21 protein-coding genes are annotated in these 22,558 nt (G+C 46.4%); 11 read left to right on the top strand and 10 right to left on the bottom strand.

Going from position 1 to position 22,558, the window contains the following annotated elements; translation table 11 throughout:
- Positions 1-167 precede the first annotated feature (167 nt).
- On the top strand, positions 168-1,115 hold the full coding sequence (locus tag Dvar_RS07085; protein WP_419661002.1) for a substrate-binding domain-containing protein: 948 nt from the start codon (positions 168-170) through the stop codon (positions 1,113-1,115).
- 110 nt (positions 1,116-1,225) lie between these two features.
- Here the strand turns inward: Dvar_RS07085 and Dvar_RS07080 are convergent, their stop codons facing one another.
- From Dvar_RS07080 to Dvar_RS07065, 4 genes are all read right to left on the bottom strand, one after another.
- Positions 1,226-2,275 carry an ABC transporter ATP-binding protein gene (locus tag Dvar_RS07080; protein ID WP_419661001.1) on the bottom strand — a complete coding sequence of 350 codons (1,050 nt, stop codon included), beginning with the start codon at positions 2,273-2,275 and terminating at the stop codon, positions 1,226-1,228.
- Positions 2,262-2,873 carry an ABC transporter permease gene (locus Dvar_RS07075; protein ID WP_419661000.1) on the bottom strand — a complete coding sequence of 204 codons (612 nt, stop codon included), beginning with the start codon at positions 2,871-2,873 and terminating at the stop codon, positions 2,262-2,264. The genes Dvar_RS07080 and Dvar_RS07075 overlap by 14 nt, the downstream gene beginning before the upstream one ends.
- Before the next feature lie 179 nt (positions 2,874-3,052).
- Positions 3,053-4,096, bottom strand: a complete 1,044-nt coding sequence (locus Dvar_RS07070; protein ID WP_419660999.1) for an ABC transporter substrate-binding protein — start codon at positions 4,094-4,096, stop codon at positions 3,053-3,055.
- 144 nt (positions 4,097-4,240) lie between these two features.
- Complete coding sequence (locus Dvar_RS07065) at positions 4,241-5,200, bottom strand: sulfite exporter TauE/SafE family protein (protein WP_419660998.1); 960 nt, start codon at positions 5,198-5,200, stop codon at positions 4,241-4,243.
- A gap of 190 nt (positions 5,201-5,390) precedes the next feature.
- Between Dvar_RS07065 and Dvar_RS07060 the strand changes: the two genes are divergently transcribed.
- Positions 5,391-6,305 (top strand): substrate-binding domain-containing protein, encoded by a 915-nt coding sequence (locus Dvar_RS07060; protein ID WP_419660997.1) that lies wholly within the window; start codon positions 5,391-5,393, stop codon positions 6,303-6,305.
- Between the two features lie 90 nt (positions 6,306-6,395).
- Here Dvar_RS07060 and Dvar_RS07055 read toward each other — a convergent pair whose 3' ends face one another.
- On the bottom strand, positions 6,396-6,866 hold the full coding sequence (locus tag Dvar_RS07055; RefSeq protein WP_419660996.1) for a rhodanese-like domain-containing protein: 471 nt from the start codon (positions 6,864-6,866) through the stop codon (positions 6,396-6,398).
- A 125-nt stretch (positions 6,867-6,991) separates the two neighbouring features.
- Here Dvar_RS07055 and Dvar_RS07050 point away from each other — a divergent pair, with 125 nt between their 5' ends.
- The 7 genes from Dvar_RS07050 to Dvar_RS07020 all read left to right on the top strand — a co-directional run bounded on the left by Dvar_RS07050 (position 6,992) and on the right by Dvar_RS07020 (position 12,542).
- Positions 6,992-7,147 (top strand): ArsR/SmtB family transcription factor, encoded by a 156-nt coding sequence (locus Dvar_RS07050; protein ID WP_419660995.1) that lies wholly within the window; start codon positions 6,992-6,994, stop codon positions 7,145-7,147.
- A 245-nt stretch (positions 7,148-7,392) separates the two neighbouring features.
- Complete coding sequence (locus tag Dvar_RS07045) at positions 7,393-8,457, top strand: permease (RefSeq protein WP_419660994.1); 1,065 nt, start codon at positions 7,393-7,395, stop codon at positions 8,455-8,457.
- Positions 8,458-8,510: 53 nt separating this feature from the next.
- The gene (locus Dvar_RS07040; RefSeq protein ID WP_419660993.1) at positions 8,511-9,221 is read left to right on the top strand and encodes a cytochrome c biogenesis CcdA family protein; all 711 of its coding nucleotides are present in this window, start codon (positions 8,511-8,513) and stop codon (positions 9,219-9,221) included.
- A gap of 17 nt (positions 9,222-9,238) precedes the next feature.
- Positions 9,239-9,652 carry a thioredoxin family protein gene (locus tag Dvar_RS07035; RefSeq protein ID WP_419660992.1) on the top strand — a complete coding sequence of 138 codons (414 nt, stop codon included), beginning with the start codon at positions 9,239-9,241 and terminating at the stop codon, positions 9,650-9,652.
- A gap of 543 nt (positions 9,653-10,195) precedes the next feature.
- Positions 10,196-10,660: a hypothetical protein gene (locus Dvar_RS07030; RefSeq protein ID WP_419660991.1), complete on the top strand. Its 465-nt coding sequence runs from the start codon at positions 10,196-10,198 to the stop codon at positions 10,658-10,660.
- Positions 10,657-11,232 carry a hypothetical protein gene (locus tag Dvar_RS07025; RefSeq protein WP_419660990.1) on the top strand — a complete coding sequence of 192 codons (576 nt, stop codon included), beginning with the start codon at positions 10,657-10,659 and terminating at the stop codon, positions 11,230-11,232. The genes Dvar_RS07030 and Dvar_RS07025 overlap by 4 nt, the downstream gene beginning before the upstream one ends.
- A gap of 20 nt (positions 11,233-11,252) precedes the next feature.
- A complete protein-coding gene (locus Dvar_RS07020) occupies positions 11,253-12,542 on the top strand; it encodes a pentapeptide repeat-containing protein (protein WP_419660989.1) in 1,290 nt (429 codons plus the stop codon).
- A gap of 627 nt (positions 12,543-13,169) precedes the next feature.
- Here Dvar_RS07020 and Dvar_RS07015 read toward each other — a convergent pair.
- Together Dvar_RS07015 and Dvar_RS07010 are read right to left on the bottom strand one after the other, a co-directional pair.
- Complete coding sequence (locus Dvar_RS07015) at positions 13,170-14,369, bottom strand: FAD-dependent oxidoreductase (RefSeq protein WP_419660988.1); 1,200 nt, start codon at positions 14,367-14,369, stop codon at positions 13,170-13,172.
- 12 nt (positions 14,370-14,381) lie between these two features.
- Complete coding sequence (locus tag Dvar_RS07010) at positions 14,382-14,516, bottom strand: hypothetical protein (RefSeq protein ID WP_419660987.1); 135 nt, start codon at positions 14,514-14,516, stop codon at positions 14,382-14,384.
- Positions 14,517-15,038: 522 nt separating this feature from the next.
- On the opposite strand from Dvar_RS07010, the gene Dvar_RS07005 reads away from it, so the two are divergent.
- Complete coding sequence (locus Dvar_RS07005; RefSeq protein ID WP_419664081.1) at positions 15,039-15,803, top strand: transposase; 765 nt, start codon at positions 15,039-15,041, stop codon at positions 15,801-15,803.
- A gap of 666 nt (positions 15,804-16,469) precedes the next feature.
- On the opposite strand, the gene Dvar_RS07000 is transcribed toward Dvar_RS07005, so the two are convergent.
- From Dvar_RS07000 to Dvar_RS06990, 3 genes are all read right to left on the bottom strand, one after another.
- Positions 16,470-17,279, bottom strand: a complete 810-nt coding sequence (locus Dvar_RS07000; protein ID WP_419660986.1) for a hypothetical protein — start codon at positions 17,277-17,279, stop codon at positions 16,470-16,472.
- Positions 17,280-17,507: 228 nt separating this feature from the next.
- The gene (locus Dvar_RS06995) at positions 17,508-19,943 is read right to left on the bottom strand and encodes an arylsulfatase (RefSeq protein WP_419660985.1); all 2,436 of its coding nucleotides are present in this window, start codon (positions 19,941-19,943) and stop codon (positions 17,508-17,510) included.
- A 17-nt stretch (positions 19,944-19,960) separates the two neighbouring features.
- Positions 19,961-20,212 (bottom strand): hypothetical protein, encoded by a 252-nt coding sequence (locus tag Dvar_RS06990; RefSeq protein ID WP_419660984.1) that lies wholly within the window; start codon positions 20,210-20,212, stop codon positions 19,961-19,963.
- 180 nt (positions 20,213-20,392) lie between these two features.
- Between Dvar_RS06990 and Dvar_RS06985 the strand changes: the two genes are divergently transcribed.
- Positions 20,393-22,009 carry a hypothetical protein gene (locus tag Dvar_RS06985; RefSeq protein WP_419660983.1) on the top strand — a complete coding sequence of 539 codons (1,617 nt, stop codon included), beginning with the start codon at positions 20,393-20,395 and terminating at the stop codon, positions 22,007-22,009.
- Positions 22,010-22,558 lie beyond the last annotated feature (549 nt).

Below are 22,558 nucleotides of genomic sequence, written 5' to 3'. Positions count from 1 at the left end.
GAAAAAAAACAATGCTTTTTCCCGTATCAGGGGTTCAGGCGTACCCAACTATTCCTGCAATTGTTGAATTTTGCGTCTCTTCTATCACGGAGGCGATGAATGAAATATTAAACGATTACTCTCCCACATAAAAGGTACCACATCTATTTTTTTGGCAAGAGGGGACCATGAAGCAGATGTTATCGACTAAAGCTGTAGCCAGGTTTTTGGGAGTAAATGAAAAAATAGTTTACTCGCTGATATATGAGAAGGGATTGCCCGCATGCAAGGTGACGGGTAGATGGATGTTTTCCCGCCATATTGTTGAGCGATGGATGTTGAGCAACAAGATCAATGATCACTATAATGAAAGGAAGCTGCCATCCGACTCTGGGTTGCTGGTCATTGCCGGTAGCGATGACATTTTGTTTGAAAAGATGTTGTCAATCTTCAACAGTCGTTATTCGGGCCACATGGCCGTTTTCGGCAACCTGGGCTCATTAGGGGGAATTAATGCCCTGCGCAACAACCTGTGTCATCTGGCCACCAGCCATTTGATTCACGATAACGGTAAGGACTATAATTTTGATTTTCTAAAGCGTCAATTTATTCATGTGCCTGTGGTAGTCAATTTTTGCAAACGCGATCAGGGTATTTTGTTACAAAAAGGGAATCCTCTGCATATCAAAAGGATCTCTGATTTGGCAAGACCTGGCCTGCGTATCGTCAATCGTTCATTGTCAACAGGGACTCGGCTTCTTTTTGATCGCGAGCTTAAAAAAGCAGGGCTGGCCGGCAAGCATATCAGTGGTTACCGCCACGAGGTCAATCGTCACATGGACGTTGGAATCGAGGTGTTGAGTGGTCGCGCCGACGCTGGCCCAGGGATTCGGCCGGTGTCTTTTCTACTGGGACTCGACTTTTTACCGTTACGCCAGGAGCGTTACGACCTGCTCATTACCCACGAACGGTTCTTCGATCAGGATACACAGAATTTTCTCAGTATGCTGCATGAACAGATATTTATCGAAGCGGCCAAAGGGATGGCCGGCTATGATATATCCCAGAGTGGAAAAATGTTTTTTCCCCATGAACTGGAGCCCGAGGCAGGTGGCAAGTCCATTAAAGCCGTTTAGGACAGAGCTGCGAACCCACAATCGGTGGAATCCATGGCGCAACTTCAATGCCTGCTGTATTAAAAACCACCACAGTCTACTGTCAAAAGCTATCCATTTGCTATTTTTCACTATGAGCCAATATAGCGCAACCGATCCGTTTTAATCACGCCATGCACCATCATTCCATCTTCAAAGGGCAAGGTCTTGAAGGTGCTCGCGGGCAATTCGGTGAATAGCTTGGTTTTGCCAATCGCTACCTTCACTTTAACGATGCCATTATAGCGGCTAATTTTTTCCACCGTCCCAATAAAACTATTCAGTGCCGGTCCAGGCGGCCGCGTAGCAAAGAGAGAAATTCCATCGGGGGGGATGGCAATCTTTCGAATGCATTTACCATCGTAAGGCAGAATAATTTTCAGTTCATCCGACAAGGTTTCGACCAGGCCCGAGGTAAGTGGTCGCGTTTGTCTGCACTCAAGAATATTGGGCATCCTGATAAACTCGGCAACGCGGGTGTTTGCCGGATCGAAAAAAAGGTCCGAAGGAGTCGCCACCTGCTCAATGACGCCGTTGGCGATGAAGGCGATCCGGTTGGCCACCGCTTCCGCTTCTCGGAGGTCGTGGGTAACATGCACGGTGGTGACGCCCAGCTTTTTCAGAAGACCGTTCAGTTCAACACGCAAGTATTCTGCTGTCTGCTGGTCCAGGTTTGAGGTCGGTTCGTCAAGAAGAAGAATGCTGGGTGAGGGTGCCAGTGAGCGTGCCAAAGCGACTCTTTTTTTCTCACCTCCGGAGAGCATGTGTGGATAACGTCCGGACAGGTGATCGATGCGCATCATTTTCAATAAAAATGAAATCCGTTCTTTCACGACAACTGTTTCATACCCTTGCGCCCTCAGTCCAAAGGCGATATTCGCCGCCACGGAAAGATGGGGGAAAAGCGCCAACTCCTGAAACATGTAACCAACGCCTCTCTTAAAGGGGGGAAACGCATTGACATCGACCTGATCAATCAATACCGTTCCATTGTATTCCGTGACGCCTGAAATCATATTCAGCAAAGTCGTTTTTCCGGCACCGGTTGGACCTACAATTACAAAATACTCCCCATCTCTGATGGTAAGATTCAGCCCCCGGCAGTTATATCTGCTTACATTTACCAGTTCAATCTCGGGCAATGCCGTTACTCCATTTGCCCGTCCATCGCCTCTCCATTAAATTCAGAATTTTTTCAAAAATTAGACATAAAAAGGAGAGAACGACAAGACAGGACATGATAATGTCCACTCTTACCAGGCTTTCAGCCTTCATGATGAGGGCGCCAATGCCTGTGGGTATGGCCACCATTTCCGCAGCCAGGACCGTGCGCCAGGCCATTCCGGATGAGAGCCTCAATCCGGAGAACAAATGCGGCGCGGCGTTGGGCAAAATCACCTCAAATAATATCCGTTTTTCGGATGCGCCAAGGATATGGGCGGCTTTGATCATCCCCCGGTCCACGTTGCGGATGCCTGCGGCCGTATTGTAACAGGTTGGGAAAAACGCGCCGACGGTAATGATTGCGACGGGCAACATCTCATTGATGCCGATCCAAAGCATCATCAGTGGCAACCATCCAAGGGCAGGAATGGGATAGAGAATGCTGATGACGGGTGACAAAGATCGGCCGACCGCATCCCGCCAGCCCATGGCGATCCCTACCAGAATTCCCGATAACGTTCCCATAAGCAACCCGATAAGGACTCTTCCCACGGTACTGGCAAGGTTTTTCGTCATTACGCCGCTCTTGATCAGAGCGCCCATTTCCATGATGACAGCACTAAAGGGTGGAAAAACAGCGGACGTCGAAAACGGGCCAAAGCGTGCCGCGAGCTCCCAGAGAACCAGAAAAAGAATAAGCGGAACGCTTCTCGAGATATTGCGGAACGCGAATTCTGGAAGATTGCGCATCGTTTTCAAGCTTGTTGTAAAAATCGGAGGTCCAACATCGCACTGGCTGAAAAAGATTGCCGGATGTTGCCTAAACGGGCGGAATAGTCGATGGTTGTCTGCATTCCTTTTTTATCGATGGAATTGAGGTAGTCGAGATTCTTCATGGAACGTGCAACGAGGTTAGCGGACACGTTAAGCTCGTTCTTGTTTTCCAGAACATCTGCAAGCGGGGCTTTTTCACTTTCAAAGGAAAGATACCGGGCGGCTATTCCGGCGCTTTTATCAGGGTGCCTGCGCATAAAGTCGGTGGCGGTCTTCGTGACTCTTACCAGTTTGTTCACGGCCTCCGGATTTTCGTGTACAAGCGAACGTTTGACGACAAGTACACTTCCCAGCATATCCGGCCACAGATCCTTGGCGGTGAGCATCACGCTAAATCCATAACGCTCTGTCATGGTCAGCCAGTGCTCTGGTAAAAACACAGCGTCCAGTTGTCCGGTTTTTACCGCAAAGAGGGCTTTTGTCGGACTCATCCGTCTGACTTTCGATAGAATAGTTGTCTTGTTCAGATTGAACTGCTCCATGGTCTTGTGCATGATCGTGTCGACGGATGTTCCTTCCCGTAAACAACCGAGTTGAATGTTCGCTTTCTGCAGATCCTCGACTGAAGCAACTTTATTCGGGTTTGCAGCCAGACCATAACCAAATAAATGGGTGCCGCATACGACCTTGACGGGTACGCCGGCATTTGAAAATGCGTTGATAGCCGGGATAAGGCAGATGTAGGCGGCGTCGATGTCTCCCTTGGTCAGTGCAGCGGCCAGGGATGCGCCGGTCGAATAGCTTTTATAAGCACTGAAATTCAGTCCTTCTGCTTCATACATTCGCTTTTCAAGGGCAACATAGGCCGGTACGGCATGGCTATTGAATTCAACGGCCATTCTGATAGGGGCACTTTTATCAGCCGCCCAGGCATTCAAGGTCAAATAGGGCGCTGTGACCAGGGAGGCCACTCCTGCCGCGGACTTGACGAGAAAATTTCTCCGGTTCAACTGGATCTGTTGCATTGTTTTTTTTATTTTCCTCTTAAAACCTTCTTAGGTCTTTTCTGTTTCTGTTTTTTCCACGTTCTATCCACTTTTGCCGGTACCATCCTTTAGACATTTGGCGTATTCAATATGGGAAGCTAATGAAGTCGTTGAAATAACCGCTTATCCAAAAAAGTTCGAAATGTATTTAAAGGCGGTGAAAATTAATATGACACAGAGCATCGACTTAATGAGTTTCGCCGGAACAAATTTCTGCAACCGAGCACCAAGGTACATCCCTGCGATTCCTCCCAGACCGAACAACGACCCCAGAAGCCAATCCGGCGCAACCGACATCTCCGGGTAAAACGGTGCGATTGCCTGGTAAAAGGCAACGCCGGCAATCGAAGTGACAAACGTTCCCATCAGCGCTGCCCCGGCCACGGTATAGACCGGCAAGCCAAAAAATGACACAAAGAACGGGGCGATTATCGCACCACCTCCAATTCCGTAAATGCCCCCCAAAATACCGACAATGAAGCTAAGGGAAAAAATCCCCAAGACTGGTATTACAAATTGTTCACCATAAAACGCATATGCAATTTGTTTCAGGCTAAAATTAATAATCCTGACCGCTGGGAGGCCCCCCTCTCCTTTTTCTTTGGAATCTTCTGATTTGCGTCTGTATTTACGCACAAGTTCCTGGAATCGTTCCTCACTCGAAATCTTGTCATTGCCGGCAATGGGTTTACGAATCAAATCCTTAACCATTCGCAATCCGATGTACAAAAGAATAAGTGCTGCAAACAATTTGAAGTTTTTAGGGTCCGGCAAATAATTTATTCGTACAATGGCGCCAATAAAAACACCGGGAAGCGTGCCAAAAATCACGGTCCACGTCAGCGGCCAAACCATACGGCCTTCTTTACAATACCGGTATACGCCGCTTGGAATGGCTACGACATTAAAAAGTTGATTGGTAGCGCTTACTGAAGGCGCTGTGTAACCGAGAAAGGACATTTGAAATGGCAGAAGAAGAAAAGCGCCTGAAACGCCGCCCATCGAGGTGAAAAATGATACAATGAACGCTACGAAAAAAGGAATCAGCGGGTGAATTTCCACGCCTGAGATTGGGAATATCATTTCTCCATCTCTTTATCTCATTTAATGCTACTATATAACTTCGTTTCGTGTTATTTCGTGATTAATATTTCATTTTCATGTTTTATTTGATACGAAATAATACTAATATATATATAAAATAAATTTAAAGTGTTAAACTATATAATTTGGTGTATTTAGTCAAGGCTCGACCGCCGATAGGAGAATGTTTGTGAAAACAAAAGATGAACTTTCCGTTCCAGAAGTTGCCGGCATCCTTAAAGTCAGCAAAAGTAAAATTTACAGCATGATAAAAGCCGGTGAACTGCAATCTTACAAAGTCGGCCGCAAGGTTCGCTTCTCGGAAGAGGACGTAAGGTCATACATTCAAAACTCGAAAAAAGGTAATCTTGTTAAAACCCACGAAACGTTGCCCCCAATCCGTAATGAGGGATTTGTGTTATGTGGCCAGGATATCATTTTAGACATACTCTCGAATTATATGCGTCAACGCGGCGTGCCTGCACTGCGGGCATATATTGGAAGCTATGACAGTTTGATTGCGCTTTACCGCAAGCAGGTAAATGTTGCTTCTGCTCATCTGTGGGACAGCGATACAAATACCTATAACGTCCCTTATGTTCGGCGATTATTACCTGGAATCCCTGCTGTGGTTGTTCATTTGACTTGTCGTATACAGGGCTTTTATGTTGCCAAAGGGAATCCGAAAGGGATTAAGGGCTGGGAAGATTTTGGGCGAGATGACATTACAATGGTGAACCGCGAACAAGGGGCTGGCTCACGGGTGTTGCTTGATGAAAACCTTCGATTGATGGGCGTATTCGGGAAAGATATCGCTGGATATGATCACGAAATTCAATCACACCTTACGGTTGCGAGCATAGTGGCCTCCGGAAAAGCGGATGTCGCCATAGGAACCGAAAAAATAGCAAAGCAAGTGGAAGGGATTGATTTTGTACCCATAAAAAAAGAGCGATACGATGTTGTATTCAGGCGTGAAGATGCGGATCGGTACGAAATACAATCCTTACTGAACATTATTCGTTCGCAAGCATTCCAGGAGGAATTTTCTCAAATCGGTGGTTACGACACGAAAGATATGGGAAAGGTTGTGATCGAATTTTGATATTGTCCAACATCAGTCAACATGTCCTTGATAGGGAAAGGGAACCGGTGATAATCAAATTGGTCATTTAAGAATTCCTCGAATCCTCGATCATTTTTTACCTTGAAGCGCCTTCAGCACCGGCCCAGGCTTCAACGCCTCCGTCAGATCGGCATATCCACCATCGATAATGCGAACGTCCGACAATCCCTTTGAAAGCAAATAAGCATAGACAATAGCCGATCTGACGTTTGCCGGACAAAATACGCCGACCGGTTTATCGTTCGGGACTTCGTTAAGCCTATCCGGGATCTCATGGACCGGTATATTTTTGGATTCTATGTTGGGGTGCGATTTCATGGCGATTGAAATAGAATCAGCTTCTTCTTTGGATCGAACATCCAGCAAAAAACCATTTTCCATTTCGAAAAATTTATTGGGTGATATTTTGTGCTTCCCTTTACCAAAAAAATCCAATGTGAGCTTTCTGAGCACTTGTTCCATGTTTTTCTCCAATTCTTGTCTGATTTTCGCGAATAACCACCCTCTCCATATCATTCTAATACGAATGCTTCCAGACAAATGGCTTTTAAAACAGCAGGTTTCCCCAAAGGCCTTCGAACGATTCCTAAGTTAACGACGAAAATTAGTGATTGACATTGATCACTCCCATCTATATATTCCAATATAGCGATATAAAGGATATAATGAAAGAATTTATCAAAGTCATGAAGGCGCTTTCCGACCCCACCCGCGTAAAAATACTTAAGATATTGGAACGACGACCCATGTGCGTTTGTGAGTTGCAGACCGCTTTGGGGAGCGCTCAGTCCACCACCAGCAAGCACCTTAAGGTCCTCTAAGATGCTGGATTGACGACCTTTCACAAGGATGGATTGTGGAACCAATTATACCTTAACAGACGGCCGACAGAGCGCTTATGCTGCATCTATTTTAGGAAATTTGCGCCACTGGCTGAATGATGAAGCCGAAATTTCAGCATTGATGAAGATTCTTCCGGGAATTGACCGGAATGCTATTGTTGGTAAAGAGTAAAAAAATTAAGTGAATACATCGTTATATGACCATATATAACAAGGAGGTAATTGTGAGTTCAAATCCATCCAATACCCGCTTAAACTGGGAAAACAAGCCGGCATTAATGCTGAATCTGTTCATGGGAGCCGCAGGTGTTGTTGTGTGGTGGCTGGTATACCAGCAGTTGCCCGGTGTATCCAAATGGTTGACATACAGCCTGATGCAAATCAGCCAGGACTCACACCTGGGGGCATCCATAGAATTTTTTCTTTATGACACCCCGAAAGTCATGATGCTGCTCTTTTTAGTGGTATTTGGCGTGGGCGTCATCCGTAGTTTTTTCACCCCGGAGAAAACCCGCGCTTTTCTTTCCGGGAAAAGTGAATTTGCAGGAAATATTTTTGCAGCCCTTCTGGGAATCGTTACCCCTTTTTGCTCTTGTTCCGCGGTTCCGCTTTTCATTGGCTTTGTAACCGCAGGGGTTCCCCTCGGGGTCACGTTCTCCTTTTTAATTGCCGCCCCCATGGTCAACGAAATCGCCGTTGGCCTTTTATACGGTCTTCTGGGGTGGAAAGTGGCGGCCATATACATGGGCACCGGCCTTTCCATTGCCATAGTCGCCGGCTGGGTGATCGGCCGGTTAAAACTTGAAAACCACATTGAGGACTGGGTAACCCAGGCCAATATAGCTGCGGCTGAAATAGAAGAGGAAAAACTGACCTGGAATGATCGGTTTATTTACGGCTGGGAGGCCGTCAAAGAGATTATCGGCCGGGTCTGGATCTATGTCATACTTGGCATTGCCGTGGGGGCCGGAATCCACGGATTTGTCCCGGAAGGCATGATGGCGTCCATCATGGGCAAGGGCACATGGTGGTCTGTTCCCCTGTCAGTGGTTATTGGGGTTCCCATGTATTCCAATGCTGCCGGCATTATTCCTGTGGTTGAAGCGCTTCTGGGCAAGGGAGCCGCGTTAGGTTCTGTCCTGGCGTTTATGATGAGCGTGATCGCACTGTCCCTGCCGGAAATGGTGATTCTGAGAAAAGTATTAAAACCCAGACTGATTGGTGTGTTTGTCGGCGTCGTCGCCTGCGGTATTCTGTTCGTGGGATACTTGTTTAATACAATTTTATAAGAGGCTTAAAATTAAAAGGAACAGTTAGGAATTAGTAAGGACCTGAAGACGAGATGTTAGATCAATTTTTCCTTGCGGTGAATCAATGGATGACTGCCGGATCGGCAATCGCCTTTGTCGGAGCCTTTGCCTGGGGCATGGTCAGCGTGCTGTTTTCGCCCTGCCACCTGGCCTCGATTCCATTGATTGTGGCCTACGTGGGCGGTCAGCAGACCACTGTCAACCCACGCCGTGCAGCCTGGTATGCCATCGCTTTTTCGGTGGGGCTCTTCATCACCATCGCCGTGGTGGGCGTCGTGTGCACCCTGCTGGGCCGCATGCTCGGAGACGTGGGCACCTGGTGGCAGGTACTGGTGGGCATCGTGCTAATCTGGGTGTCCCTTGGCATGCTCGGCGTGCAGGCCTGCTCCATGTCCGGTTCACTGCTCTACCGGCTCAACCTGCGCGGTATTCACGGCGCCTTCGGACTGGGGTTGGCCTACGGCATTCTTTCCGGGTCCTGCACATTCGGGTTTATCGCGCCGATCCTGGCCATTGTCACCGTGCAGCAGAAGATCGTGGCCGGCTCGGTGATGATGATTCTCTTTGCCGTGGGGCACTGCCTGCCTATCGCCGTGGCTGGTAGTTCCACGGCCATGGTGCGTCGGTTGACGGAAAGCGTTGCCTGGCAGGGTGCGGGGCAGTGGTTTCGACGCGGTGCGGGCGTGGTGATCGCGTTGTTGGGCGTTTATTTCATAAGCGGGCCGTTTGTCAGCGGCATTTGATTCCATCGAATAAATAAATGATGCTGAAAGGAAGGTTGATGACCAAATTAAATTTGCGATTATTTTTGGGCTTATTGTTGCTTTGCCTTGGAGCGGGTCCCGTTGGGGCATCCGATTCAACATCGGCTCCCCCATCCAAATTACCGGTACCAGGCATGGTCACCATGATCGATTTAGGGGCCAAGAAATGCATCCCCTGTAAGATGATGGCGCCCATCATGGAAAAAATGGAACATAAATACAAAGACAAAGCGGCAATTGTGTTCATTGATGTGTGGGAACATCACGAACAAGCCGGGCGTTTCGGTATCCGCGCCATTCCAACCCAGATTTTTTATGATGCCTCCGGCAAGGAGGTTTTTCGGCATGAGGGGTTTATGGCGGAAAAAGATATTGTCAGCATGCTGAAAAAATTGGGGGTTGAACCATAAATTGACGAACGCATTGCGACGCCTGCAAATTCACAGCAATTTAGATGGACACCTTACCAGGGGCGGGAGGTCTAAAATGCTGCTCCAAGCCTATCGAATTGAAATTTTCAACAACAAATGCATGCCACGGCCCCAATTGATCCAGATAATAAATGGTTAGATAAAAGTGTCATCATCATCATCCTAGTACAGTTATTGCCCAGCCACAATATACAGTATTTACAATACTCAAAATTTTCATTTTTCCGATTCTGAATATGTTCTTGACCTAAGAATTATTTCATCCTAATAATAAAAATAGGCACTTGTAAATTTTCCACACCTTTTGCAAAGAATCTGTGCGATCGTAGCCTAACCCTTTGATTGATAATATATTCTTATTCAGCTTATATTAGTCTTTGACTGCTAAATTATTAGCGTTTTGATAAATGAGAACGTAATTTTCTCAATTAATCAGTGCCATCCTTTTTACTGATTTTTCAATTACTGGTAATTATTAAAACAATTTTAAGTTCAAATTTTATGCTAAAAGGATTCTAAATAATGAACAATTTGTATTCTTTTAAAACGTTATTTTTATCTGCAATTATTTGGACGATGTTAGTAGGATCAATATACTGCCAACCATTCGATGTAAGGATTTTAAATCCTCCACAGGACGGATTGGTCGTAAGCAGCTATGTATCACTATCAGGCACAGCAATAATTCCATTTGGTTTTCATCTATGGGTATTTGTTAGTTACGGAAGCAATAGAAATCTTTGGTGGCCTATTTCTGAAGTAAGAATTGATCAACAGAGACGTTCCTGGAACATATCTGTGCCTATCGGAGGGTCCAGAGATTCAGGCATTTTTTACATCGCGGTTGGTCCTGTAAATGAAAATGAGCATCAAAATTTGGAGCAATATATGCGGCAGTTAGGAGGTAAAGGAGATTATGGCCCAAGACCAATTAGAAGTCCGATGTTTTCATTTCCACCTACGTATAGAATGGTAAATAAAAGATGAGTATATTTATACCATTAGAAAAGCCTTTTTGGGCAGAGAATAAAGAAAATAAACTATTAATAATCTTATTCGTCCTATTTCTTATTCAATGCATTTTTCCTCAAGCAGGACAGCCTCAAGACACTGATCCAAATTTTAAAGTTAAGATAACAAGCCCCAAGGGTGGTATTTTCATATCAGGGGAAAATGTTCAAATAAAAGGAACCGCTGATCTTAGAAATAAAGAACACCTCTGGCTAATCGTGAAGCAAATCGAAAATAGTCATAGACGAATGATATATATAACCGAAGTGAAAGTTGATCCGATAAAAACAACCTGGGAATATACTGTTTTGCTTGATAAAATAGAGCAGCAAAATGATGCTAGTTTGGTTGAAAATCAAGATAGTCAACAAACGATAAATAGCCTCAATACTAAGCCATTGATAATTATGGTCGTAGTTGTAGATGAAGTTCAGCATAATAAATTGAAATCTCATTTGATGGATAAGTTACAAGGTATTAAAACAAAATTAGTTCCTCCATCAATTGTTTCGAAGGATGAAATAGAGATCAACGTTAAATATAAATAAGAATATTGGTCCGAATTTAAATGAATAATACAAAAAATTATATTTTCTTATTGTTTACATTATTAATATTAGCTAAACTTGCACATGGACAAGAGAGTATTGACAATGAGATGGAAAGGATGGGATTATCTAAAAATTTATTCTCAGTATCGAAAACTGCTGAAAATGAAACTATTGTTCAGCCAAATAATAACATTATCAAAGGCGAATTATACTTAAATAATACATCAGCGAATACCTTAATATCATTTGAAGGTGTAACATTTGAAAATAACGTACTTATACAAGGAACTAAATTTTCAAAAGATATCTATTTTATTGGTTCAAATTTTCAAAAGGAAGCTATTTTCTATGATTGCGAATTCTTCGGAAACGTATATTTTATTGGTGCGACATTTAATGGAGGTGTAAGTTTTTTAAGATCCCATTTTAATAATGAAGTTACTTTTCGAGAATCGATTTTCAAAACTGATGCAAATTTTAGTGAAACTACTTTTAAAAATAAAACTAACTTTTCTTTGGCAAGTTTTCTTGGAAAAGTTGACTTTTCATATTCCACTTTCTTAAGTAGATCAGTTGATTTTTCTTCTTCAATGTTTTATAATTCTATTATATTTTATAAGACAAAAATGCCAAATGAAATCAATTTCGATGGGGTCTCTATTGAAAAAGAAATTGATTTTACATCCATTGGTAATCATGTCGAAGATGATAAGTGCTTGATAAACCTATACGGTACAACAATTGATAAAATTAGGCTTAATTATCAACAAATCAAACTTCAATTTGAACCCAAATTAAGTTTTGATCAAATCAGCAATATTTACTATATGTTACTAAAGAAACAAAAGAATGATGGATTTACTAAGAGCTATGAGTTGCTGGACCTAGATTATCAAAAAATTTATTATTTTAAGGGCATTGAAAAAAAATATCTATACTGGATTAATAAAATATGGTGGAACTTTGGCTACAATAAAGAACGAATATTTTTGCATGCTTTGTGGATGTTTAGTTTGTTTTTTATTATTAACTACATTGGATTTGAATATTTTGTCAATCATGTTTATGTGGTTAATAATCTCAAAGAGGCTATTGAAAAAAATCGCAAAAAATATATAATTACAAAATTTAAAGTTAAAATGTTACCAGCCGTATTTTATTATACAAGTTTAATATTTTTCGGTCTTAATTTGAATATCGATAATTTCAATTTTTCGCGTCCATTTGGAGTTGCATATATCTTTGCTATTTATTTAAGTGGTTTAGTTTGTATTGCATACATGTTCAATTATATAATTTCTATTTAACATTTGAGTTTTTTGATATTATTATTTCAAAATTTTTGCTATAAAATCTGTTTAGTTAACAAACTGATTCCCGATAGTTCTTATCTTTTGTAATAAAAAATAAATATCATACAGAGTTCTAATAAGATCGATTTGTCTTCATTTTTAGATCGCTGAAAATATTAATATCTCCAATCTATTCCAAGCCAGCACTGATTACAGATAGATGCACTCTGGTTGTCCCAAATCTTCCCGAGCCCCGGTAAAGATTACCAAATCGCCATCGGCTATTCTTTCAGACCTGTTCCAGCCGTACGATGCGCCCTTTGGGTCTTTACCACTCCTTGCAGCCAACACAACGAAGTTAATGGTAGCGCACCAGCATATCAAACCATTTCCGTTTAAACGGCACAGCGGCAATGCATAAAAAAGAGCCAAAGAAATGTGTTTGCATTAATTTCACTAAAGTTTGGGTATTTTGGTGTCTCTGTACAAGGTTTCTAAAAGGCAAACATGAATTCGATTTCGTCCAAACTGATCACCGGCTAACCTATGTTCTCATGCCGCACCCCTTCCCCACCCATCGGTCTATTGAAACCAAACACCGCCTTGTCAATATTTAGGTTAAACCCAAGTTATGTAAATGAATTAAATTTTTTGCAGCGCCTGTTCCGCGGCAATCGTGATCGGCTCCATGCTCGGTTCGGAAGAGATGTCCGGGTTGCAGGCCGATGTGAAAACGGTCAGGTCTTCGATTGTTTTACCTCCCATAATAAAAGCGCTAACCGCGTCGATTTCCCTGGCAGGCCCCACACCGTTGCTGACGATCTGCCCACCGATGAGTTTTTTGGTCGCTTTGTCGAACACCAGCTTGATCCACCAAAGCTGCATTCCCGGGATCATGCCGTGTTTGCTTCTGGACTCCACAATGGCGGTCACCGTTTCATAGCCGTTGGTCTTAGCGCTCTCCTCGGTCAGACCGGTTGCCGTAACCACCATATCGAACATCTGACAGCCGCCTGCATTCAGAACGCCATGAAAAGGAATCGAATATCCGGCCAGCCGTTTTGCCGCCAGCCGGCCCTGCATGACTGCCGGGCCTCTTAAATTTCCGGCATCTGGTTTACCGGTGATGAAATTGACCTTTTCCACGCAATCTCCGCCGGCAAGAATATCCGGGTCCGATGTTTCCTGAAATTCATTGACCTTGATCCCGAACCGGCCCAATTCCAGACCGGCTTTTTCCGCTAATTCCAGATTCGGGCGCACACCGACATGGATAAAAACCACATCCGCCTTCAGGATTTCGCCAGATTCCAGCTCAACCGCTTTTACCTTGCCACTTTCACCGAGAAGCCTTTCCACTTTTTTCCCGGTAAGCAAATTGATTCCCTTTTTCGACACATAATCAGACACTTTGTCGGCCATGTCTTTATCGAGCATGACGGGCAGGGGGCGATCGAGCAACTCTACCACAGTGATCTCCAGCTGGTCGTCGGCAGCCAAAAGCAGAGAAGCGATCTCCATGGTGATAAACCCAGCACCCACGAAAACCATCCGGCGCGGATTGCTCTTTGTTAAAATGGATCGAATTTGTTGAGCATCCAGGGAGCCCCGCAGGCAAACCACATGGTCAAGATCGTGCCCTTCAATGGGAGGAACAAAGGAACGCGCACCGGTTGTAAGAATCAGTTTGTTGTATTCCAAGGTGCTATTATCTCTCAGCGTTACTTTTTTATCGGCAGCGTTCACATTGGTGACTTCACCGACGATAACCTTGATTCCCATGCCTTCCAATTTTGCATCCGGAACGATAATGGACGAGTCAGCGGCCAGACCGGCCACCACGTGAGGCAGCGCTCAGCGGACAATGAAATGGGGTTCTTTTCTGATCACCGTAACATCGATCTCCGGCATGAGCTTTTTCGCCATCATTACCGCCGGTCCGCCGGCACCGCTACATCCGACGACTACCAGTTTTTCACCTTTTTCCATTATTCCCTCCTGAATGATTGATTTTGGATAGTAATGAAATGATTTTGTCATTTTTTCGTGTAGAGCAATTGACGTGCCACAGCAATTTTTTATTCTAAACAGGACAAGAGTCTTCTGTGTTTGCATTGGAAGGAACTGGTCGCAATGGAGAAAATTCACTATTTCCGGAATCTGTACAGGGACTTGGCCGATATCAGAATAGAGTGTATGATTTTTAGGGCAACCGTTCCAGGGAGGATATACACGTTACCGTTAGGACGAAACCCTTGGCTGGGTAACGTTACCTAACGGTACTTCCATCTGGTTTGGTAGCCCCAACTAATCACCATTCTGCTGCGATTACAATTACAGATATGAAAAGGGTCGCCAAAATTAACCAATTGACATAAATAGATAAAAGGTGAAAAGATGATCTCCGAAAGCACCTTAGGCGACCACTTTTGGGGGTAAAAACCCTATTCTAAGCGAATATGAGCGATGGCACGCGCTTATCGACATTTTATGCCGGGATATATTTGACATATCACCCACCGATGCCATAAGAGAGATTTCCTTTTAAAATTTGCAAAAGATCGTAACCGTTGGATCGAACTCCTTTTCGAAGCAAAAATTAAGTTTCGGCTGTCCATCCTCAATTTTATCGTTACATCCAATCATACCCATCTCATTCTTTCTTCAAGTGAAAATACCCAGGCCATTCCCAAAGCCATGCAGCTTATAGCCGGCAGGACCGCGCAGGAATACAATCGATGCAAAAAACGAAAAGGTGCCTTTTGGCAAGACCGTTATCATGCAACCGCCATCGAGTCCGGAGAACATCTGTGGCGGTGCCTGGTATATGTCGATTTGAACATGGTTCGCGCTGGAGTGGTGAACCACCCGTCAGAATGGAAATGGAGTGGATATCATGAAATCCAACATCCTAAGGACCGTTACCGACTGATCGATCACAATGCATTACAAAGGTTTCTAAATGTGGATTCAAATGAAGCCTTGGCCACATCCCACTCTGGATGGATATCCAGCCAACTGAAAGAACAACCGGAGCGTCAAAAACATTTCGTGGAAAGTATTGCTGTTGGTGGCGAACCATTTATCAGTAAACTACAGACAATTCTGGGGATTAATGCTTTAGGCAAAAAGAAACGTCAATTACGAAGGGATGAATACCATCTACGGGAAACCATAGAAAACTACGGAAATGAGGATGGCTATCCGCAGAAGATGGACGAGTTGAAAATGTCTTGGGACAATACTTTCCGGTGGATTTTCCAGCCAGGACCTTAAAATGGTGTTTTTGCGGTCAAAACAGGCCACCTAAGCAATAATAACGGGTATGCAAATCAGCCTTTTTCATTTAATTACAATTGGTTAATTTGGGCGACCCCAAAGCCATTTAATGTGCTACTTTATGTCGTTGTAAGGTGGTCGTCGTGTTTGCTATTCTTTTCAGCCAATACTCGCTTATTTTGGGCCTAACTGGACGTTTATAATGACGAGCCGATTCTTTTGACTGCGCCGGAATAAGGGCCCGAAATATATTCTGAAGCCATCCTAAAATGGCACGCTGATTGTCAAAGAACCTATTTGGCAGATCAGTCAATCCCGATAGATGTTTGGTGCAGACGCGTTATCAAAACGCTATGACGCCGGCGATCGAAGACGCAAGTTTGAACCAGCGAGTTGCTTGTTGAGAAATCTGAATTAAGAGACGGAACAAGTAGCATTAGATTTTTTTACCCTTCCGATCCGCGGGTGAAGTTTTTTCTTGACAAGGGGAGGCCATATAGATGTTATGCGGCGTTTTAGTTGACGCAGCCAATGCCTTGCCCACTTCCGACCCCAAGGAGTCAATCGCACCTCCGACGACCGCACGTCCGGAAATAGAGCGATCACGGAGGAGATGAGCGCCAACCCACGACTGAGTGGTCAGGTCGACCCAATGTCGGATGACTAGGGCTTGTAGTTGGTCATGCCTGGCCCGGTCTTGTCATAGACATTGAAGAACTCGTCCGACATGATGGTGGCGACTCCGCCTTCCGGCTTCTCGATCAGATCCTCCTCCAGCGTCTTGACCCGCACCTTCCAGCCCTCCGGGAGCTTCTGGTAAACGCTTGGCAAGGCGGCAAGAAATTCATCGTAAGTATGTTGCGGTTTGAGGCCCAACTCGAACCCTTTCATGATCCAGGTGTTGCCTTCAGCATCGTCAAGGAGAATCACGGTCCTGCCCTTGTTCCAACCCAACCCACTGTGCCGGGCGATAGTCACGGGCTTGTAGGGCGCGATTTCACCGACGCTGGTGTTGTTGCCCATGTTCAGTTGGGCGACCCACACGGCTGCAAGACCGTTGAAATCTCTTTCGACCCCGACATCGATTTCAACCCAATCGGGCAGGCAGAGTTTCGGGCCGTTCAAGGACGCACCGAGGACGCCGTATTCCTTCTTAATGTGGTCGAAGTTGAGGCCCTCGAGCAGCGCTTGCGGGGCAGTGTCTTTCGACGCCGGGATGCCCTGGGGGGTGTACATGGTGTTGTAGACGGCCGCGACTACGTTCCCCGTACTTGCCTCGCGGCCGACAAGGAAGATTTCGATGAATCGCACCTGGTGCACATTGTCAACACGATCGTACTTGGCACCGGCGCCGTCGCCAAGAACCGCGGGTTGCGCAGGGGTGGCGGGTGGTGCAGGGGCTTGTCGTGCGCAGGACAACAACAAGGCCCCTGATAGGAAGATCGCCAGCAAGGCCACATTCATCGTTCTCATAATCTGTCTCCTTTGAATTCGTCGACGTTTGCTCTGCCACCGCCGATCACGGGCGTCTCGACGTCCATCAAGTACAACGGCGTCGAATGCCGCATAACACCTCATATGTCCTGCCCGTCGCCGCCTGGTGGTATACGCCGGCCAGTGCAACGGGGATGAGGCCCGCAAGGGTGAGGCCACCGGATCGTGGCCAAAGACCTTGCGGCTTTTTTTAGATGAATTATCAACCTAGTCAATAATGCTGTACTCGGAGGCTTCCACTTTCTCTTCGGGATTCTTGATATCGAACACGACCTTGTGCAATTGCCCCGGGGTAAATTCAAATTTACCTTTGTCTGCATATTCCTCATTCACCGGCATGCCTTCATCACGGCCGATATCGAATGTTTCATGAGCTGTATAAGAACCATATACAGTCGCAGTAATGTCCATTTCACCCACTTTTTTATCGTTGATGAAGAATTCAACGAAGGAGGGGCCGTTCAACCGGGGTTCTTTCATGGCATGCTTCAATGTGATTTTAATATCACCGTGCGGTATTTTCACATTCCCGTCAAAATCATGCCAGTACAGGCCAAGGGTGGAATAGCTGTATCTCAGCTTTCCGTCTTTGATAAACAGCGCCTGTCCGCCAATATGTTCGCCAACCGCATAAATCACCCCCTCGGTCGTATCATCAGCCGTTATATAGGCATTCACCTCGTAGTTGGTGGATTTGATCTCAGGTCCGGCCAGTTCGGGCACCCGGTACACATTGGGTGTCAGTTCCCAATGTCTTTTTCCAGCCCGCTGCGGATTGGATTCCGGCTGCAGTGCCTTGCCCAGAGAACCGCCGATAGGATAGACATCGTACTTATCGGCTTCCTCCCAGAATAGTTTTTCCAGTTCTTTGACTTTTTTCGGGTACTTGTCCGCCACATTCACCTGCTGTATCGGGTCTTCATTAATGTTATACAATTCCCAGGTTACATTCAGGGGGTTAAAATTTGCCATTACCGAGGGATCTAACGACCAGGGAATCCGATACGGTTTTCCGCTGATGGTCCAGCCATCGTGATACAAGCCGACAAATCCTGTCATTTCAAAATACTGGGTGGGATGGTTTGTTTTGGCATCGGGATTGTTCCATGCATAGGTGAGCGATTTTCCCGGATACGGCTTTCGTTTCTGGCCGTTCACATAGTCGGGCGCCGGAACACCGGTCACCTCCAGGATCGTGGGAACTAAATCAATAACGTTTTGAAATTGTCTTCGCCATTCGCCCCTGGCCTTGATGGCTTTGGGGTATCTTATGGCTGTAGCGGACATGGTTCCGCCGAAATGGGACGCCATCTGTTTGGTCCACTGAAACGGGGTGGACGAGGCATACGCCCATGCCACGGAATAATGGTTAGCCAGGTGCGGCCCGCCCCAGGCATCCAGCCCTCCGAATTCTTCGAGTTTTTCCAGCTGCTGTTCCATGGTCAGCGGCGGGAACCCGTTCTGCATCAACAGCTCGGAAAATGTCCCGGTGGGTGTTCCTTCCGCCGTACAGCCATTGTCGGCGGTCAGATAAATCACCAGGGTATTGTCCAGCTCGCCCATTTCCTCGATGTGGTCGATGACCCGGCCGATATGATAATCCACATGTTCCAGAAAGGCGGCATTGACCTCCATCTGCCGTGATAAATACCGTTTCCCCTCCTTGCTGAAGGAATCCCATTTGGGCAGGACTTCCGGCCAGTCCACCATCTTGGCGTCTTTGGGCACCAGGCCCAGTTTTTTCTGGCGCTCCAGCAGTTGCGCCCGGTAGGCATGCCAGCCGTCATCGAACTGTCCTTTGTATTTGTCCCGCACCTCTTTGGGGACCTGGATGGGGGCATGCACGGCACCCGGCGTGTAGTAGATGAAGAAAGGCGCATCCCGCAGGCCTTTCCAGTTTTCCAGCCATTTTATGGCTTGGTCGGCCATGCCCTGGGATAAATGGAATTCCGATCCATCAGCATTGGTTTTAGGGGTTTCAATGGCCGTGGTGTTTTCGTACAATAAGGGATGAAACTGGTTGGTTTCACCGCCCAGAAATCCCCAGAAATATTCAAACCCCCAGATACCCGTGGGCCAGCTCTCGAACGGACCGGCCGGGGAGGCTTCTTCCATGGGGGTGTTGTGCCATTTGCCGAAGGCCGCCGTGGCATAGCCATTGTCGGTCAAGATCTTGGCAATGGACGGCGTACTGTAGTCGATTTGGGAATTGTACCCCGGATAACCGGTGGCAAACTCCGATATGATGCCGGTTCCGATCTGGTGAATGTTATAACCGGTCAAAAGCGAGCCGCGGGTGGGGGAACACACCGCGGCCAGGGACATGTGCGTGTAGCGAATGCCTTCATCCCCCAGACGGTCGAACGTGGGTGTCTTCATGACGCCCCCATAGGATGTCGCACTCGAGTAGCCGCCGTCATCGAGCATGATGACCAGGACATTGGGAGCACCGTCGGGCGCCTTTGGTTGTCCGATAAAATCGGGTTTCGAGTCCGCCAGGGTCTTTCCCTGGCCCCCTTTCCATTTCTCCAATGGATAGGGAATGGCGTTGCCGTCGCCATTCTTTTGCGCGACGGCAACTTGACTGAAGAACACAAAAGAGAGGACGCCTACTAATGAAATGACGCTCTTAAATGATTTCATCTATGCCTCCATTATTGTTAAACCGCTTCGTTGAGGTACAGACAAATTTCATCCATCAATTCCTGGAACAATTGCTCATATTCCTGCCTCCGGATCGGCGCCTCTTTTTCATTCGATTGGCTCCAGTGATGCAGTGCCTCGGCGCACTGGCGGTAATCTTCACATATGGTCTGAAAGTCCTGGTTTTTTCTATATAGCCGTTTAATTTCCCCAGCGCGGTCAGGAAATTTTTCCAGAACGTGGAAAACACTGCTTTTGATAATGGTCACGTCAGCCCGCCCTCGAAGCGTCAATCGAATCACAGGAAGCTTGCGATGGATATTCGTTCATTTCCTGTAAAACAGGAAAAACCCTTTGTGTACTAATTTAGGATATGCTATACACAGGCGTAGATTATAATTATTTGTTATTTATACATATTTTTGCCACCCACCCATGGCAATAAGCTCATGACGACTACGGACAATAAAACTTCAAGGGCGACCACCTCCGATCCAGAAGCCGTCCCTCCCGCCGAATCCATCCGCCAACAGCTCAACCGCATACTGACCAGCCCCGAGTTCAAAGCCACCGAAGCCCAGCGATCCTTTTTGACGTTCGTTGTGAAGACGGCGTTGTCCGGTCGTTCCCACGAAATAAAGGGCTATACCATCGCCACCCAGGTCTTCGGAAGGGGCGAGGAATTCAACCAGGCAACCGATCCCATCGTGAGCATTCAAGCCAACAAGCTTCGGCGGGCTCTTGAACGGTATTACCTGGTGGCCGGGCAAAACGATCCCATCCGCATCGAGATCCCCAAAGGCACCTACGTGCCGCTATTTCGAGAAACACGCCACCTTGATGAAGAGCGGCCATTCCAAGAAAGACGCAAGACCGATATAGCCCGTACCCATACGTGGCCGACGATCGTGATTCAGTCGTTCGAGAACCTGACCGGCAACGGGGACTTGGAATATATGGGGATCGGCATCGCAACCGAAATCGCCCTGGAAATCACCCGCTACCAGGAAATCCGCGTATTGAGGCAAACACCCGGGGAAAACCGTCGGCGCGCCTCGGATATCGGTGCCCGCTTCGTGCTCTGCGGAAGCATAAAAACGGATGTGAATGGTCTGAAAGTGATCGTCAACCTGATCGATGGCCTGACGGGGATGCACATCTGGGGGGATTCTTATCGAACGGATCTCGATCCCGCCGAGTTGATTGCGTTCGAGGAACGAATTGCCAGTACGGTTGTCAGCAAGATCTCATGCGAGGATGGGATTATTGCCAAGGCCCTGTCCTCTGAATCCAAAAGGGTTGCCCCTGCGGAACTCACCACCCACCAGGCGATCCTGCGTTTTTATCGGTTTTTGAACGATTTCTCCCCAGAGACCTTTGTCAGCACGTTTCAGGCACTCCAGCAGGCGTGTACCAATGAGCCGGAGTGCGGACTGGCGTGGAGCATGCTGGCCCGCCTTTATTCCCTCAATTACAGCCTGGAATTGTTCGACCTGGAAACCCCCATCGAAAAAGCCGCAACATTTGCCGAACGAGGCGTAAAGCTCGACCCCGCCAACCAACGGGTCAGGATGATCATGGCCTTCATCCTCTTATTCAAAAATGAATTGGCTGCAGGGCTGGCCGAGGTCGAGCGTGCCCTGCAATTGAATCCCAACGCATTGGTTGTTCTAGAGAATCTTGGTTATCTGATGACTCTTTTCGGTGACTGGCAGCGGGGTCCGGCGCTCATCAACCAAGCCATCGAACAAAACCCGTACTATAACATCACCGTTCACTATGCCCTGTGGGTTGACTGGATCCGACAGGAAAAATACGAACAGGCCTACGAGGAAACCCTGCACTTCAACAAACCCTTGCTGTTTTGGGATCCGTTGCTGAAGGCGGCAATCTTGGGTTTGTCGGGGAAAATCGAGGAGGGGGTGAAGGCGGGGAAAGATCTACTGCGATGCAAACCCGACTTTTCAACACGTGGCCGCGTGTTGATTCAGCACTACATCAAATTCGATGAGATTGTTGCTAAGGTTATTCAGGGGCTGAAAGAAGTCGGAATTGATGTTGCTTGATTGGCCATGTGCATCGGTGCAAAGTTAAGGGAGCTATTCCCTCATACCGATCGGTTATAATTGAGAGCCTTTCCTTTCTTTCAGGCCTCATATCTGATGCCCACCCGCAAATGGGGTAGACTCGACATACAACAATGATTGTTAATCTTGTGTTTACTGCTATTAAGGTGAACATCAGAACGAAAGAGGCCAACCCCAACATCTTGTGGTTGGCCTTTCTCTATAATAAGTGGTGATTAGGTCGATATATCACCCGTTTTTCAGCCAAACCGATTCTTTTGATAGCAATACCAAATTGCCATCGGAGGGCCTTTGCAGATACGATCTATCTATGCTTACAAACTGACAAATTTGTAGTTATCTAATAACACAGTTTTTTAGCGCCCCTGAAACGAAAAATACCCTATAACCATCCTTAAACTGACTATTTTTTGATTCTCTCGGCTGATTATATTATCCCCTTTGTATGGAGCGCATTCAAAATCATAAATAGAGCGGCAAGCCAGTTCGTGTATGCAAAAAGCTTTTTGAGGTGTTTCGGTTTTGTGC

It is taken from the genome of Desulfosarcina variabilis str. Montpellier (assembly GCF_048565275.1).
Taxonomy (GTDB): Bacteria; Desulfobacterota; Desulfobacteria; order Desulfobacterales; family Desulfosarcinaceae; genus Desulfosarcina; species Desulfosarcina variabilis.
This window is presented reverse-complemented; position numbering and strand designations above follow the sequence as displayed.